At 27.4% G+C, this 16,506-nt stretch carries 16 protein-coding genes and 1 other annotated feature; of the genes, 15 read left to right on the forward strand and 1 reads right to left on the reverse strand.

What is annotated here, in order from left to right:
* Nucleotides 1–206: 206 nt before the first annotated feature.
* A complete protein-coding gene (locus tag SCHIN_RS00230) occupies nucleotides 207–1,067 on the reverse strand; it encodes an aldo/keto reductase (RefSeq protein ID WP_166507637.1) in 861 nt (286 codons plus the stop codon).
* A gap of 124 nt (nucleotides 1,068–1,191) precedes the next feature.
* Here SCHIN_RS00230 and SCHIN_RS00235 point away from each other — a divergent pair, with 124 nt between their 5' ends.
* The 15 genes from SCHIN_RS00235 (at nucleotide 1,192) to SCHIN_RS00305 (ending at nucleotide 16,505) form a co-directional block, all read left to right on the forward strand.
* Nucleotides 1,192–1,563 (forward strand): MerR family transcriptional regulator, encoded by a 372-nt coding sequence (locus SCHIN_RS00235; RefSeq protein WP_166507638.1) that lies wholly within the window; start codon nucleotides 1,192–1,194, stop codon nucleotides 1,561–1,563.
* Between the two features lie 67 nt (nucleotides 1,564–1,630).
* Nucleotides 1,631–2,281 (forward strand): NAD(P)H-binding protein, encoded by a 651-nt coding sequence (locus tag SCHIN_RS00240; protein ID WP_166507639.1) that lies wholly within the window; start codon nucleotides 1,631–1,633, stop codon nucleotides 2,279–2,281.
* A gap of 107 nt (nucleotides 2,282–2,388) precedes the next feature.
* Nucleotides 2,389–3,072, forward strand: coding sequence for a flavodoxin (locus tag SCHIN_RS00245; RefSeq protein ID WP_166507640.1), 684 nt, complete (start codon nucleotides 2,389–2,391; stop codon nucleotides 3,070–3,072).
* Between the two features lie 219 nt (nucleotides 3,073–3,291).
* Complete coding sequence (locus tag SCHIN_RS00250) at nucleotides 3,292–4,023, forward strand: hypothetical protein (RefSeq protein ID WP_166507641.1); 732 nt, start codon at nucleotides 3,292–3,294, stop codon at nucleotides 4,021–4,023.
* Nucleotides 4,024–4,099: 76 nt separating this feature from the next.
* Nucleotides 4,100–6,487 (forward strand): PTS glucose transporter subunit IIA, encoded by a 2,388-nt coding sequence (locus tag SCHIN_RS00255; protein WP_166507642.1) that lies wholly within the window; start codon nucleotides 4,100–4,102, stop codon nucleotides 6,485–6,487.
* On the forward strand, nucleotides 6,480–7,304 hold the full coding sequence (locus tag SCHIN_RS00260) for an HAD-IIB family hydrolase (RefSeq protein ID WP_166507643.1): 825 nt from the start codon (nucleotides 6,480–6,482) through the stop codon (nucleotides 7,302–7,304). Before SCHIN_RS00255 ends, SCHIN_RS00260 begins: the two co-directional genes overlap by 8 nt.
* A gap of 14 nt (nucleotides 7,305–7,318) precedes the next feature.
* Nucleotides 7,319–8,782, forward strand: a complete 1,464-nt coding sequence (locus tag SCHIN_RS00265; RefSeq protein WP_166507644.1) for a glycoside hydrolase family 1 protein — start codon at nucleotides 7,319–7,321, stop codon at nucleotides 8,780–8,782.
* Between the two features lie 104 nt (nucleotides 8,783–8,886).
* Nucleotides 8,887–9,678: a Cof-type HAD-IIB family hydrolase gene (locus SCHIN_RS00270; RefSeq protein ID WP_166507645.1), complete on the forward strand. Its 792-nt coding sequence runs from the start codon at nucleotides 8,887–8,889 to the stop codon at nucleotides 9,676–9,678.
* Between the two features lie 112 nt (nucleotides 9,679–9,790).
* Nucleotides 9,791–10,618, forward strand: a complete 828-nt coding sequence (locus SCHIN_RS00275; RefSeq protein WP_166507646.1) for an HAD-IIB family hydrolase — start codon at nucleotides 9,791–9,793, stop codon at nucleotides 10,616–10,618.
* Nucleotides 10,619–10,679: 61 nt separating this feature from the next.
* Nucleotides 10,680–11,414, forward strand: a complete 735-nt coding sequence (locus SCHIN_RS00280; RefSeq protein WP_166507647.1) for an ATP-binding cassette domain-containing protein — start codon at nucleotides 10,680–10,682, stop codon at nucleotides 11,412–11,414.
* Complete coding sequence (locus SCHIN_RS00285; RefSeq protein ID WP_166507648.1) at nucleotides 11,404–13,170, forward strand: hypothetical protein; 1,767 nt, start codon at nucleotides 11,404–11,406, stop codon at nucleotides 13,168–13,170. The genes SCHIN_RS00280 and SCHIN_RS00285 overlap by 11 nt, the downstream gene beginning before the upstream one ends.
* Nucleotides 13,171–13,267: 97 nt before the next feature.
* The gene (locus SCHIN_RS00290) at nucleotides 13,268–14,335 is read left to right on the forward strand and encodes an acyltransferase family protein (RefSeq protein ID WP_166507649.1); all 1,068 of its coding nucleotides are present in this window, start codon (nucleotides 13,268–13,270) and stop codon (nucleotides 14,333–14,335) included.
* 355 nt (nucleotides 14,336–14,690) lie between these two features.
* Nucleotides 14,691–14,850 (forward strand) — a sequence feature (ribosomal protein L10 leader region).
* 33 nt (nucleotides 14,851–14,883) lie between these two features.
* Complete coding sequence (gene rplJ, locus SCHIN_RS00295; protein ID WP_166507650.1) at nucleotides 14,884–15,384, forward strand: 50S ribosomal protein L10; 501 nt, start codon at nucleotides 14,884–14,886, stop codon at nucleotides 15,382–15,384.
* 63 nt (nucleotides 15,385–15,447) lie between these two features.
* Nucleotides 15,448–15,813, forward strand: coding sequence for a 50S ribosomal protein L7/L12 (gene rplL, locus SCHIN_RS00300; protein ID WP_166507651.1), 366 nt, complete (start codon nucleotides 15,448–15,450; stop codon nucleotides 15,811–15,813).
* Between the two features lie 92 nt (nucleotides 15,814–15,905).
* Nucleotides 15,906–16,505: a CatB-related O-acetyltransferase gene (locus SCHIN_RS00305; protein WP_166507652.1), complete on the forward strand. Its 600-nt coding sequence runs from the start codon at nucleotides 15,906–15,908 to the stop codon at nucleotides 16,503–16,505.
* Nucleotide 16,506 lies beyond the last annotated feature (1 nt).

Raw genomic sequence — 16,506 nt, forward strand, 5'->3', positions numbered from 1 at the left:
ATTTTTTTAACAACGGTGAATTTCTTCGCTTACTTGTTCTTCGTTAAAAATCATATTATCCCCCCCTTTATTATTAATTTAAACCTATTCTTGAATAATACAACTTTATATATTGCTGTATTTAAATTAACAATAAATGAAACTATTTAAAACTATGTTTAGAATAAAAAATACTACTTTCAAAAGTAGTATTTTTTATTTTAGAGTTAACCTCTTTGTGCAATCAAACTGTGAATTCATTCCACGCCTTTTGCGCTTGTGTGATCGAAGAATAAAGATTCTTTTTGGTCTAATGATAATATTTCATTCATTTCTTGAGAAGTTAATTCAAAATCAAAGATATTGAAGTTTTCTTCCATTCTATTTTTGTTTACACTTTTTGTGATGAAAGGAACTTCTCTTTGGTAAAGTCATCTTAAAATTACTTGAGCTACAGATTTGTTGTGAGCTTTAGCAATAGTATTTAAAATTTCATTTTCAAAAATGTTATTTTTACCTTCACCAAATGGTGCTCATGCTTGAGGTGTTACATTATATTTTTTGTTTACTTCAATCGAGTTAATTCTTTGAAAGAAAGGATTAACTTCAATTTGGTTTACAGCTGGCACAACTCCATAGTCATTAAATAAACAAAGATCTACAAGTTTATCATCATAAAAGTTTGAAACTCCAATTGATTTAATTAAACCTTGTTCTTTTAAAGAAACTAGTGCTTTAAAAGATTCTCTATATTCACCAAAAGGTTGGTGTAATAATACTAAATCTACATATGGAGTTTGAAGTCTTTCTAAACTTCTTTTAAAAGAAGCTATTGTTTGTTCATATCCATAATTACTTAATCAAATTTTTGTAGTTAAAAATATCTCTTCTCTTTTTACTTCGGTTTTTGCAAGTGCATTTCCTACAGCTTGTTCATTCATATAACTTTGAGCAGTATCTATTGCTCTAAATCCAACTGCAAGAGCATCTAATACTGCTCTTTCACATTCTTTAAAGTCAGTGATTTGGAATGTACCAAATGAAATTACTGGCATTTGGTTACCATCGTTTAATGTTATTTTTTTCATTACAGTTACCTCCTCTTTTTTGTAACTATAAAAAATTTTACAACCTTAGTGTTACTCTAGGTCAAGAGTAAAATTAAAATAATGTTAAAATATTTAAAGTATCAAGAAAAGGAATGATTAATTTATGGAAAAAAAATACTATATAAATGATATAGCTAAAAAGTTTAATATATCAGAACACACATTACGTTATTATGATAAAAAAATGTTACTTAAGAATTTTAAAAGAGATGATAATGGTTATAGATATTTAAATGAAGATGATCTAAGAACTATTGAAGTAATTATTTGTCTTAAAAAGACAAATATGAGTTTAGAAGATATTAAACATTATTTAAAGTTAGTAGAACAAGGTCGTGATACTTTAAAAGAAAGACAACAAATGATTGAAAAACAATTACAAGAAGCTCATTCAATCAGAAAAGATATAGATGACCAAATAGTTTATCTTGAATATAAATTAAAATTTTATGATGATTTAATAAAAGAAAATTAATTTAAGTTTCCTCTTGCATTAGTCTAGGTCTAATGTTTTATCATTTATTTATGAGGAGGAAAAAATTATGAAAATATTAATTTTAGGAGCAGCGGGAAGAATATCTGAATTAGTTACCGCAAGGTTACTAGAAAGAGATAATGTAGAATTAGTTTTATTTGCAAGAGATGCAAATAGAAGAATAAGCAACCAAGTTATTCAAAAAGAAAATGTAAAAGTAATAAATGGTGATTTTTCTCAAACACAAAAAATGCACGAGTTAATGCTTGAAGGTGTAGAAAAAGTTTATGTAAACGCTGCAACAAATATTGAAGACACAATTTCAATTTTAGAAGCCGCAAAAGGTACAAAAGTTAATAAATTAATTTGAGCTAGTGCTGTAGGAATTTATGATGAAATAGAGGGGCCTTTTGCAGATTGACATTGAGGTATGGTTGGCGGCAAAGCTGCTTACAAAAAATACTATGATGCTATGGAACTTGTTGAAAAATTTGGAATTGATTATTCAATATTAAGATATGCATGAATGCATAATAAGAAAAATGAAGATTATGAATTAACTCAAAAAGGCGAAAAATTTAAAGGTGTTGAAATTTCAAGAAATGCTTGTGCGAAACTTGTTGAAGATATCATTTTCGATGATAAACAAACTTTTAAAAATACAAGTCTTGGAGTTTCTGAACCAAACACAGATTTTGATAAACCAAGTTTTTATTAATTGTTCAATACACTAAATTTTATTTAGTGTTTTTTTTTTTTTTTTGAAAATAACACTTGCCTTATAGTTACTCTAATGAAATAGGATTAATTAAGAGGAGAGATATAATGAGAAAATTATTATTAACTTTATTGGCATCAAGTCCAATAGCAAATGCTACAAGTCAGTTAATTTCTTGTGGCACAGATAACTCAACAGGTTCTAATTCTGATTTCAACCTAGATGATTTACCACCAGAATATAAAGATACTACAAATGTAGAAGATAGAGCACAAGATGCAAATATGAAACAAATTGGAGAAGATTTACGATCTAAAACTATTGTTGTTTACTTTTCGGGAAGTGGAAATTCTGAAAGATCTGCAACTTATTTAGCAGAACAACTAAACTTACCAATTTTTAGAATTGAAAGAAAAGTAGATTACCCTTCTAACTACAGTGAGTTATCAGAACAAGCAAGAGTTGAAGCTGTTAATAATCAAAGACCAGAACTAAAAGAAACACCAGACTTTATAAACAACTATGAACACATTTTGTTAGGATTTCCAGTTTGATGACATGTTGCACCAATGGTAATTGGAAGTTTCTTAGAGGCTTACAATTTTTCAGGAAAACATATTCATCCTTTTATTCAATCAAGCGCTTACTACAGAGGACACTTGTTAAGAAGTTTGAAATACTTAGAGGATAATTCAAGTCAAGGTACTATTATTGAAAAAGAAGTTTACTCAAGAAATAATTTAGTAATAAATAAATGAATAAATGATTTCTTTATACCTTTTGATAAATAGCAATATAAAAACCAATACTGATGTATTGGTTTTTCTTTATCTAAAGGAATCAAAAATTTATTGATATAATAAACTTAGTTAAAGAAGGAAATATATTTCTAAAATATGTTCAACTTAACTTGATGCAGAAATGCTGGTTATCAATATTGTACCAACCTAACAATTGTTAATTTTTATTTATTATAGAAATTTAACAACCTAGAAATAGCGAGGTATAAAATGAAGTTGGTTTGAGGGATTTCTTTACTAAAAAGAAAGGCGTTTACTACTTTACCACAAATAAAAAGTTATATTCGTTCTGGTCTTTTTGAAGAGAAAAAAAAGAATGAAAAATATGATTTTGATTTAAAAAAAATAAAAAGACTCTTGTATATTAAAATGCTGTCCGAACTAAAATTTAGACATGAAAACATTAAACTTATACTTACAGATTTGTGTGAAAAAGCTATAAACGATGCACTAATTTATTATTTTGATATAGAGAAAAATGATAGATTAAATTTTTATAAAAACATAGATTTGTTTTTGAATAACGACGAAGCGCTCAACATTTATAACACAACAACATTCAAATTTTTAAGTAACAGTTCATTTGCACCTGTTCTTTTAACTAGATTATTCATTTCTAAAAAGAATTGGTATGAAGATGAAAAGAGTAAATGTTTTTTAAAAGCTAACAGAAAAGCTATTTACTCTGCTTTTATAAATTTTAATGTTACTAAGATAGAATGTGTTCTGGAATTAATAAAAGTTCATTTCATAGAACTTAGAAACTTCTTAAAAGAAAGAGGTTATGTAAAATGAATTGATTTTCTTGCATTTATTTATTGGTTAATCACAGAACCAAGATACATAAAAGAAATGAAGAGATTTACAAAAATTAATGTAGCGAAAGACATTTTTGACCTGGCTTTAAGTTTTATAATTGAAGAAACTAATAAAGAGTACTAACTAATGGTTAGTACTCTTTATTACTTTTCTTTTCCTTTGATGTCAATAAAATCATTATGAAGGGAGAGAAAGAGAAATGAAGATTAAAATTTATGCACCCGTTGACTGTGATGTAAAGTCAATTGGTGAGTGTAGTGATGAAACTTTTGCTCAAAAAATGTTGGGTGATGGATTAGTAATCATACCCAAAAACGGAAGTTTCAAATCATTTTTGGAATCGTCAAAAGTTGCTATGATCGCAGACACAAAACATGCTATATTTTTGGAAAGTCAAAATCTAAAGTTTCTAATGCATATAGGCTTAGAGACAGTAAATCTAAATGGAAAACCTTTTAATATTCTTGTTGAAGAAAAGGAGGAAGTTAGTTTAAGTGAAGCTTTACTAAATGTAAATTTAGATTTGATCGAAAAAGAAGGACTTTCTAATGAAACCGTTATTTGTGTTGATCAACAGAATGTAAAAAAACTAAAAGTATTAATTTTAAAACAAAACGCAAAACAAGGAGACTTGATAGCTGAGATTGAAATTGAATTGATTGATAAACCTATAAAAGAAATAGGGGGCAATATTGAAAGTGATTATACTCTATTGAACAGACATGTCGGAGGAAGCGAAAATGTTGATTCGCATTTAAATTGTGTAACAAGATTTAGGTTTAATATTATAAATAAAGATTTAGTTAATATCAAAGAATTAAAACAAATATCCTTCGTAAGAGGAATCAATTGAAGTGGTAATCAACTGCAAGTTATTATAGGACCCGAGGTAAACAAAGTAAGAGATAAATATATATCGCTTTTTGAAACTAATGGTTCAGCTTCTAAAAAACTAATTAATAAACAAAAGTTTCAATTTAAAAGAGCTTTTGTCGATTTTATAAGTAATGTTATGCTGCCAACCATTCCGATATTGATGGTCGGAGGAATGGGTCAAGCTTTATTTGCAATCTTAACTATAACAAAAGCGGTTGACCCAATAACAACTTCAAATATTCCAAATCTAACAACAGATCAAAACCTTATTTCAGGTTCGCTGTTTGTTATTACCAATACAGCACTTCAATTTATTGGAATGTTTATGTGTTTCAATACTGTGAAATATATGAAGGGTAATTTACCAATGGGTGTCTTAGTAGCTTTAGCTATTGCAAGTCCATTTTTATATCCTGGAAAGGCTTGAGTTCTATTCACAGTTGGACCAGTAGATATTAAATTTCAGGGATATACTACAATGATATTTCCTCAGATTGCTGCTGCCTTCATTTATGTTTATTTAGATCGTTGGATTAAAACTTGAATACCAGCTGCTCTAGATATAATTTTGAGACACTTCATGGCATTTTTTATAACATGTGGAATAATGTTTTTTGTTGCAGGACCAATTTTGGGTCTTGTTGAAACAGGTGTCTTTTATATTTTTAACAGTGTACAAAAAATTCCTTACGGAATTGGAATTGGAATATTTGGGTTTGCTTGAACATTCCTAGTATTAACTGGAATGCATTTGGCATTGGCAACAGCTATGATGAGTGGTTTTTTAAGTAATCCAGAAGTGGGTTCAACATTGTTGGCCTTAACAACAATGACAAGTATTACAACAATAGCAACATGTGCTGCTGTTGGTATTCAAGCTAAAGAAAATAATATAAAAACCATTGCATTCGGCGCGTTAGTTCCGGGAGCGTTTGGAATTTCAGAACCAACCTACTACAGTATTTCTATGATTAGACCAATCTTGTTTGTTCCGGTTGTAGTGGCTAGAGGATTGACTGGAGTTCTTATAGGATTATTAGATTTAAGATGATATCAACCTGGTGGTAGAGGAGTTTTAGGATTCACAAGTGCCATATCGGTTTTTGCAGATAGCTGAAATCTACCTAAGTATTTTATTTGTATGGCATTTATATTTGTTGTTTGTTTTGCTTTAACTATGTTAGTTTACAAAGAAAGAAAAAATGAAAAAAGAGAATACTTCAAATTATTTAAAGTTATTAGTAAAATTTCAAATCAACTTGGAATAACTGAAATCTCTGAAATGAAAAATAATATAAATCAAATGCAAAATAAAGATTATTTAAGAAGAACAAAAATTTTAGAAAAAAAAGTTGTAGCTAGCAATAATAAAAAGTATCTATTAGAAAAATACAGTAGTAAAGAAAATTTAAAAGATAGTCAAAAATTAAGAATTGAGAAAGAAACACAACAAATAAATTCACTTGAAAAAGAAATTAAAGCTGAATTGAAAATTGTTGATAAGGATCATCTAGCAATGTATGACTTAGTTATGAAAAAAATAAAATCATTAAATGATATAACAAACGAAAGTTTAAATACCATTGGAAATGTTCTGTTTAATATTTCTCATGGATTAGAAGTTAATTATAAATTGTTGGAAGGTTACGACAATAATTTCTCTGACTTAAAAAAATTAAAAATAAAAAAGGTGGAAGTAAAAAATGGATAAGATAATTTACATAGATATTGATGGAACTATATTAGATAAAGAAAAAAAATTAGGAGATTTAACAAGAGATGCAATCATTAATGTTCAAAAAAAAGATGTTAAAGTAGTTTTTGCAACCGGTCGAACATTTGCTGAAATAAAAGATTTAGCTAAGTTGTTAGAGCTGGACAAGAACTTCAATACAGCTATTTGTTGTAATGGTTCTTACATATCAAGCACTGATGTTTTTAAACCAGAAAATATTAGAACCATTCCTAAAGAAGTTTCTAAAGATATTGCAGATTTTTTATCAAGTAAAAATACTAAGGGTTACTTTATAGATTACTTGGACCCTAAAACTTATTATTCTAATTTGAATATTGATAAGTTTAGTATAGAACAAGGGGTCTTGCCTAAAATGAAAGTTAAAACGATAGATAATGATTTTAAGTGAGATAATGTTGTACTAATAGCTTTTGATAGTCCTAAAAATGAACTTTCAAGCTATGAAGATTTTTTAGAAAGTAAATCAACAGAGATTGATTATATTTGTTCAAAATCATCACACAGGGTCAACCCTTTATTTATGATCGGAAATAAGAATACATCTAAACTGGTAGGAATAGAATATATAAATAAAAAATTTAACATCAAAGATGAAGATGTATATATATTTGGTGACGGAGTAAATGACTTAGAAATGATACAAAAATTTAAGTCAAATGCTTTTGTTCCATCAAATGCACCAGCCTATGTAAAAGAGATAAGTAAAAATATAATTGAACCACCAGAGAATGACGGCGTAGGAAAAAAAATAAATCAAATTTTTGATTTATAGAAAGAAGGAATAGAATGGAAAAATTAAAATTTCCAGACAACTTTTTATTAGGGGCTGCAGCTGCAGCTAGTCAATACGAAGGAGCTTATAAACAAGATGGAAAATCTTTAAGTATAGCAGATTACAAAACCTATAACCCTAAAGTTGATAGAAAAAAAATTAACATGAACGAAATCGAATGTTATGAAGATGTTTTTCTTCAATTGAAAGATACAGAAGAAAACAAAATTTATCCTTATCGTTGAGGAGTAGATTTTTATAATAAGTACGAAGGGGATATAAAACTCTTTAAAAAAATAGGAATGAATTGTTTCAGAACTTCTATTGCATGAAGTAGAATAATTCCAGAAGAAGGAGTTATAAATTATGAAGCTATAAAGCATTATAAAAAGATTTTTAAAAAATTCAAAGAACAAAAAATTGAGTTAGTTCTTACACTTAGTCATTATGATTATCCAATGTGGTTGGTTGAAAAATATAATGGCTTTGCAAATAAAGACGCCATTGAAAAGTTCTTGGAATATAGCGAAATAGTTTTAAGAGAGTTTGACGAGTTTACTAACTATTGAATTTGTTTTAATGAAATTAATATGACAACACACTCTGCTTATACAGGGGCAGGTGTTGTGCTAAAAAGAGATAATCCAAAAAACAAAGAAATAAAGTACCAAGCCTTACACAATCAATTTGTCGCACAAGCTTTGGTAGTTAAGTTAGCACATAAAATAAATAAAGATAATAAAATGGGAGGAATGATTGCTGCTGTAAATAGTTACCCCAGTACTTGTGATCCAAATGATGTAATTATTAATCAAGAGTTTTCACAAATTAATAATGATTTATTTTTTGAAATTGAATCAAGAGGAGCGTATCCAAAATACATACTCAACTTTTTTGAACAAGAAAATATTAAGTTAAATATTAGTGAAGAAGAAAAAGAAATTTTAAAAGAAGGTTCAGTTGATTATTTAAGTTTCTCTTATTACATGTCTTCTGTTATGGGACAAGAAGTATTAGATAAAGGTGGAAGTACATTATTTTTTGGTGGCAAAAATCCCTATCTAAAAGAAAGTGATTGAGGTTGACAAATTGATCCTATAGGCTTGAGAATTTTTATGAATAGACTTTATAATTGTTATCAAAAACCTTTAATGATAGTTGAAAATGGAATTGGTGTGGATGAAAAGTGAGATGATAAAGAAAATATTCTTAAAGATGATTACAGAATTGAATATATAAAATCTCATTTAAAAAATATTCAACTGGCTATGCAGGATGGGGTTGAGTGTATTGGGTATACTGCTTGAACTGCTTTGGATTTGGTTTCAATGTCAACAAAGGAAATGTCTAAGCGTTATGGATTCATTTATGTTGATATTGATGATTTTGGAAAAGGAACGGGTGATAGGAAAATTAAAGAATCAGGTAAGTGATTTAAAAAAGTTTCAGATACAAAAGGAGAAATTTTGTGAGACTAAAATAAAGAGACCCCACGCAAATAAGTGTGGAGTTTTTCTTTATCTAAAGTATTCAAAAATTTATTGATATAATAAACTTATCTAGCAAGAGAGGTATCAAAAACATGAAGTGATGATTTTCAGATTACGATGGGACAATTAATTTACAACACAATGATTATATTGACCCAAAAGATTTAGAATTTATAAATAGATGAATTGAACAAGGAAATAAATTTGCAATAGCAACAGGAAGAATGGAACACGAAATTAGACCTCAGTTAGAAGCTGCAAACATTCCTTATAACTATATGGTTTGTAATAACGGAGCTGTAGTTTATGAAAAAGGAAAAGGAATAATTTCAAAAACCTCAATTCCAATGGAATCAAGAAAAGACATCATTGAATTGTTTGAAGAAATTAGAGATAAGTATACTTTGGGATATTGTATATTAGATGAAAGACGTGGATACTCAAGAGTAGTTGAAAAAGAAATTGATGACAATAAATTTTTAACAGACTATGCTCCAAGAGAAAACAACTTTGAAATTGCAACTCAAGAAATTTTAGAAGACCAAGACTTAAACTTGTTATACATTTATGTAAGACAAGATGGAGTAGAAGAGGTTAAAAAAATAATTGAAGGAAGAGTTAAAGGTTGCAAAGCTGTAAGAACACATGTAAATGTAATTGAAATTATGAATGAAAATGTTTCAAAGGCTCATGGAATATTTGAAGTTCAAAAACTAAAAGGTTTTGAACTTGATGATGTTGTTACAAGTGGAGATGGAGAAAATGACATTGAAATGTTGGCAATGACAAAACATGGTTTTGGAATGAAACACCATCAACCTGGAGTTGAAAAAGTAGTCGATCATTTAATTGATCATGTATATGAAATAGAAAAATTAATTTAAAGTACCAATCTTAAAAGTTGGTACTTTTTATTTATTTTTCCTCTCTTGCTAAATATATAAATTATTAATTGTATAAACCCTACTAACCATAAAAAGAAAGTGAGGTTTAATTATGAATAAAATAATTTATTTAGATATTGATGGGACAATATTGGATAAGAATAAAAATTTAGGTGATCTAACAAGGGATGCAATTATTAATGTTCAAAAGAAAGGAGTTAAAGTTGCTTTTGCAACTGGACGTACTTTTGCAGAAGTAACAGAACTTGCAGCAACTTTAGAAATAAACAAAAACTTTAAAGAATCTATTTGTTGTAATGGTTCATATGTTTCTAACACAAATTATTTTGAGCCAGAAAATGTAAGAACTATAGAAACAAAATCTGTAAAAAGAATTGTTGACTACTTAACATTGAAAGAAATAAAAGCTTACATCATAGATTACTTAGAACCGGCTATATATTTTTCAAATATAAAATTAGATAGGTATGGAGTTGAACAGGGAATACTTCCTAACATGAGAGTTATAGAAATTGATGAATACTTTAACTGAAACAATGTTGTGCTAATTGCTCTTTATTGTCCAAAAGATAAATACGATGATCTAGAAAGTTTTTTAAAGAACAAAGATCTTGACATAGATTTTATTTGTTCAAAGTCATCAAGAAAAGCAACAGATTTGTTTATGATTTCAAGTAAAAATACTTCAAAGCTTGTTGGTATAGAATACCTTAATAAAAAATATAATATTAAAGATGAAGATGTATATATTTTTGGAGATGGAATAAATGATGTAGAAATGATAAAACGTTTTAAAAAGAATGCATATGTTCCAAGAAGTGCTCCCAGTTACATAAAAATATTAAGTGAAAATATGATAGAGTCCCCAGAAAATGACGGGGTTGGTAAAAAGATAAATCAACTATTTGATTTAAAGTAACAATATTAGAAATATATAAAACAGTTTTTACTGTTATTGTCAAATTGAAAGAAGAGAAAATATGTTAGAGATAAAAAATTTATCTAAAAGTTTTAAAGACTTTTCTCTAGAAAAAATAAATTTAAAAATTAATAAAGGTGACTTTATTGCTTTTATTGGAGAGAATGGTTCTGGAAAAACTACTATTATCAAATTAATTTTTAACTTATTAAAAAAAGATAATGGAGAAATAATTATTAACAACGAAAATTTATTTTTGGAAAACAAACTGAAGGAAATTTGTTTGTTTCCAAATCAAGGGGAAATCCCTTACAACTTAACTGTTAAAGATTATTTGTGATACGTTTCTGTGTTAGCAAATGTTAACAGAGAAAGTTACAACAATAGAATCATAAAAATTTTAGAAATTATAAAAATAGTTGAACTACAAAAAAGGAAAATAAAAACTTTATCAACAGGTCAAATAAAAAAAGTAATGTTGGCTGGTGTGTTGATAGTGGAACCCAGTTTTATTTTTATGGATGAACCAACTGCTAATTTGGATATAGATTCAAAAGAAGAGTTACTGGAAATAATAAATTTTTTAAGTAACAGAGAAGTTGGTATTTTTATAACAAGTCATATAACAGATGAGTTAGACAAATATGTTAATAGACTTATTGTTTTAAAAAATGGACAGATAGTTTACGATGAAAAATATATAAAAGGTAGTGGAAAGATTTTAGAAATTTATAACAGGTTTTATATTAAAAAAGAAAATGTTACAAAACAACTAGGAGATCTATATGAAAAATAGATTTAGCACCTTACTGCCAATTTGTAAAATTTCTTATAAGCTATTAGCTTCCAATATCAAAACTTACATCATGGTTGCAATATTTATATTAGGAAACTTAGGTTTACAAATTTTTGGTCTTTATTTTAAAAGGGGACCTTTAATAAGTGAACAAACTTATTTTCTAGTATTCTACTACATGTTTAATTATTTAGTATTAGGTTTATTTTCGGTTTATTTATGAAGTTTATTCTTTAAAAGTGAAACTGCAAAAAACATAATTACTCTCGAACAAAGATATGGATATAAAGGGTGAAGCATTTTTTTTACAAGGTTCTTAATTATAATTTTAATAAATTTCTTATTGATATTTGTAGTCTTGATAACAAGTAGTTTTTTTCTTATTGGAAATACTACAATGAATTCAACCTACTTTAGTTTAATTATACTTCCCTATTTTGTAATGCTATTTCTAGCATTAACAACTAACACTTTCTTTTCGTTTGTGTTTAATTATTTTAATAAGGTAAGTTCGTCTATATTGGCATGAACTTTGATTTTCTTAATGGCTTTTTCAGGAATAATAAATAGAGCATTGACTCAAATTATTGATAGAAATAGAGATCAAAACTCAGCTAGTCTTGCACGTATAAATGCAAATACATTTTTGGGGTGAGAATTTTATAATAAATTTAGTGAAGATAATGAAATAAATAAAATTTATGAGTCAGAAAACTTGAGACAAGTTGTTTTTAAAAATTCTGATGAAAGAATTTTTCTTGGTCAAAGTTCTTATATCACTCCACAAAGCATAGAAGAAGAGTTAATGTTTAAAGCTGGACAATTATTAAATCAAGATCCTAGAAGTTCAGAAAGTGAAATCCAAAAAGAGTCTTTGATTTTATATGGAGGAAACGATTTTTTAACTGATTTAATTTTTGAAACTTATTCTATTTTTGAAACTAGTGACAGTAAATTAAAAATTGAAGATTCTCCAATTTCAAAAAGCACTGGGTCATTTAATCTAGATACCAAATGGTTCATGTCAAAATTAAAAAGTAATGAATTATTTTGAAATAAATATAAAAAACTATTCGAATTTTTAGATGAAAGAATTGTGTTTTTTTATCAAAATGGAAATAAAGGGCAATGATATAAAACCATTGAAGACATATACCGTGATAATAAAATAGAAGAGTCACAAAAAGAAAGTGCTGTAAATGATTTCTACAAAAGAGTTCCTGAATTTAATTTATATATGCAGATGTTAAATACGTATTGAAGTAAGTCTGTTGACATTCCTTTAATAAGAATGAATTTTGAAATGGCTTCTAATGGCGATTCGAAAAATTTAACTACTAAAGAGATGAAAAAAATTAAAAGGCAACAAAGGTTGGAAAGCTTTTTGAATCCATTTACATTCTTATCTACTTTAAATCAACCAAGAAATATAAATCCAATACTAGTAGAATTTTTTAAAACGGGCAACGGAATACATTTTAAAAGTAGTGCTGTTACGAGTGTTGAATATTCTCCAGAAATTGAAAAGTTAATTGATGCCAAACAAGGAGAAAATTCTACAGAAGTAAGTTTAAATAAATATAGTTATTCTGGGTCTAATTCTTTCAGGGACAGCATTTTCTACAACGAAACAATTAAAATAAATTATAGTTTCTATTATGGTTTAGTAGGTTATATTTATTTGTTGCTTTCCTTATCTTCATGTTGTTTATTATTCTTTTCTTATAAAAAGTTTTTAATAAATGCTTGATCATAATAAAGTTATAAATTAATGTTTTGGGTTTTGATAAATTAATCATTAAAGAAATTATGAGTGCAATAAATGATACTATTTTTTTAGGGAGAATTTCTCAATGGAAAAACAAGTATTTAAAATTAACGAAAATAACATTAAAGAAGTAAAAACAAAACGCTCAAGTAATATCGAATTGCTAAGAATTTTTATGGCAATATGCGTACTAGTAATTCATTTTTTACCTAGCTTTCAAGCAAACATACCATTTCTTCATGGTTGTGTTGGTGCCTTTGCTATGATCTCTGGTTATTATTTGGTTGAAAAAAAAGATAACCTAAGGTTTTTAAAATTCATACCGACAATAGTTTTCTTATATGTTATTAATTTATCTTTAGTATTAATCTTTAACTTTTCAAGTGACTATAAAATTTTTTCAACTAGACTGGAATGAATTAAGTTCTTGCAATTAGGAACTGGTCCTTGATGATATATTTATGCAGTATTTATTTTATATATTTTTACACCATTTTTTAATGCAGGATTAAAAGTTACTGGGAAAAAAGTGTCGCTTATTTTGATAATTTCTTTTTGATTAACTTTTCAAATCCAAGCTCTATTACTTTATTCATATAGACCTTTTACATATATCCATAATGCATTGCCAACATTATTTTTCTCTTACTTACTTGGTGGTTGATTAAAATTATTTGGACAAAATGTTTTTAATTATAAAAAAACTATATGAATTTCTACAATTGTATATTTTTTAGTTCAATTAGGGTTTCACTTACTTTATGTTTTTTTATATCCTCAAAAAGATGATTGATTTGATTTATCAAAAAACAATGGTTCACTTTTATCGTTTGGAGCTTCATTCTTTTTATTTGCAAGTTTTAAAATAATGCCAATGAAGAATTATAAATTTATAGATTTTTTAGGAAGCATTTCGTTATTTATATTTGCTTTGCATATGTCAACTATATGATTCTCAAAATTTTTCTTTCATTTATTTGGATGAAAATATAATAGCGATGGTATGTATTCACTTGCATCAGCTATAACTTTTTTAATAAGTTTATTAATATACTGACCATATAAGAAGTACATGCAAGGTATTAATTTTTTAACCAATAAATTTGTTCAGACAAATTTCTATAAAAAACTTGTAGTAGATACACAACTTTAAAAAACAAAGAAGAATTTTATTTATTTAACACAAGAGTTTATTTTTAACTCTTGTGTTTTTTTATTTAGAATATTAAATGTGAAATTAAAAGTCTTGGCGTGCAAAATAGAATAAAAAAAATACAACAGCGTTAACGGTTGTATTGATTATTCAAATTAAAATAAAAACCCCATACACAAGTGTAGGAGTATAAACTCAATTTATGTACTATTTCAAGCACGACTAGACCAACCTAATGATCTGACTAATTAAATTGTATCATACTTTTCATTTGTGGGTGGTGTAATAAATGTTCAAAAATAAAAATTTATTACTGTTTTTTAAATTTAACAAAATTTATTAAAAATATGCTATTATATATTTGCTATTCGTACCGAAGAAAGTAACTGGGATTTATCCCTTAATTTGTTACCGAGGAATGAAACTACATATATAATCTGTTTGTTTAAGAGCGGATAATTAGTGTATTTTTAATTTGCCTCGGAAACTATTTTCCGAGGTTTTATTTTGATCTAACTTATAGAATAGTAAAAAGGAGGTCATTACTAGTGTCAGTTTCAAGACCGGCTCATGCCAAAAAAAATGATATCGTTAAAGAAATTTCAGAAAAAATCAAAAACTGTAAAGGTATGGTTATTGCTGAATACAAAAATTTAACTGTTGAACAAATGACAAATTTAAGAAACAAAGCTCGTGAACAAGGGATCTTTATTAAAGTTTATAAAGACTCATTAGTTTCAAGAGCAGTTAGTGAATTAAAAATTGAAGGATTAGATGCTTACTTAACTCAACAAAATGTTTACATTTTCTCAGATGAAGAAGCTCTATACCCTGCAAAATTAGTTTCAGAGTTTGCAAAAACAAACAAAGACTTAGTACTTAAAGCAGGTATATACGAAGGAAACGTTATGGATACACAAGCAATCAACGAAATTGCTTCTCTTCCATCAAAAGACGAACTTTACTCAATGTTTGCTTCATCACTTATCTACCCATTACGTCAATTTATGTTGACTGTAAAAGAAATAGCAAATACAAGATCAGAATAATTTAATTAAAGTGTACTAATAGCACAATAAAAAAAAGAAATAAATTAAAAGGAGAAAAAAATCATGGCAATTACAAAAGATGATATTATTAAAGCTTTAGAAGAAATGAAATTAACTGAATTAAACGACTTAGTTAAAGCAATCGAAGACCACTTTGGTGTTGTTGCAGCAGCAGCTGTTGCTGCTCCAGCAGCTGGAGGAGCAGATGCTGCACCTTCAGAAGTTAACGTTATGTTAACAAACCCAGGTGGAAACAAAGTTGCAGTTATTAAAATCGTTAAAGAATTAACTGGATTAGGATTAATGGATGCTAAAAAATTAGTTGACGGAACTCTACCAGTTGCAATTAAAGAAAACGTAAAAGTTGAAGAAGCTGAAGAAATCAAAAAACAATTAATGGATGCTGGTGCATCAGTTGATTTAAAATAATAAATCAAATGCAAAATCACTTAGAGAAATCTAAGTGATTTTTTTATGCATTAAAGATTAAATAGGTTAAAATCATATCTGGGAGGCAGGAAATGTCTAAATCAAACAAAGTAAAATATTTAAAACCATATATTACAAACACAGGTATTGAAGTTGGAGACTATAGTTATTTTTATTCTTTTAATGGTGAACAAGCATTAAAAGAATTTCAAAATAGAAACGTACTTTATCATTTTCCTGAAATGACAGGAGATAAACTTGTCATAGGAAAATTTTGTGCAATTGCAGACGAAGTAAAAATTCTTATGAGTGGTGCAAATCACAGACTACATTCCTATTCAACATATCCTTTTGATATTTTTAATGAGTTTGAAACTCCAAAAGAGTTAACAAAAAACATTAAATCAAAAGGGGATACTATAATAGGTCATGATGTTTGAATAGGATATGGGGCTACAATTTTACCAGGTGTTAAAATTGGTAATGGCTCAATTATTGGAGCCAAAGCTGTAGTTACAAAAGACATTGAACCCTACAGTGTAGTGGGAGGAAATCCTGCTAAGGTAATTAGAAAAAGATTTGATGATCAAACAATTGCAAAGCTAGAAGCTTTGCAATGATGAGATAAACCAATTGAAGAGATTAAATCATTATTACCAGAACTATTAAAAAACAGAGAAGGAGAAAAATAAA

The organism is Spiroplasma chinense (assembly GCF_008086545.1).
In the GTDB taxonomy this organism is placed as follows: Bacteria; Bacillota_I; Bacilli_A; order Mycoplasmatales; family Mycoplasmataceae; genus Spiroplasma_A; species Spiroplasma_A chinense.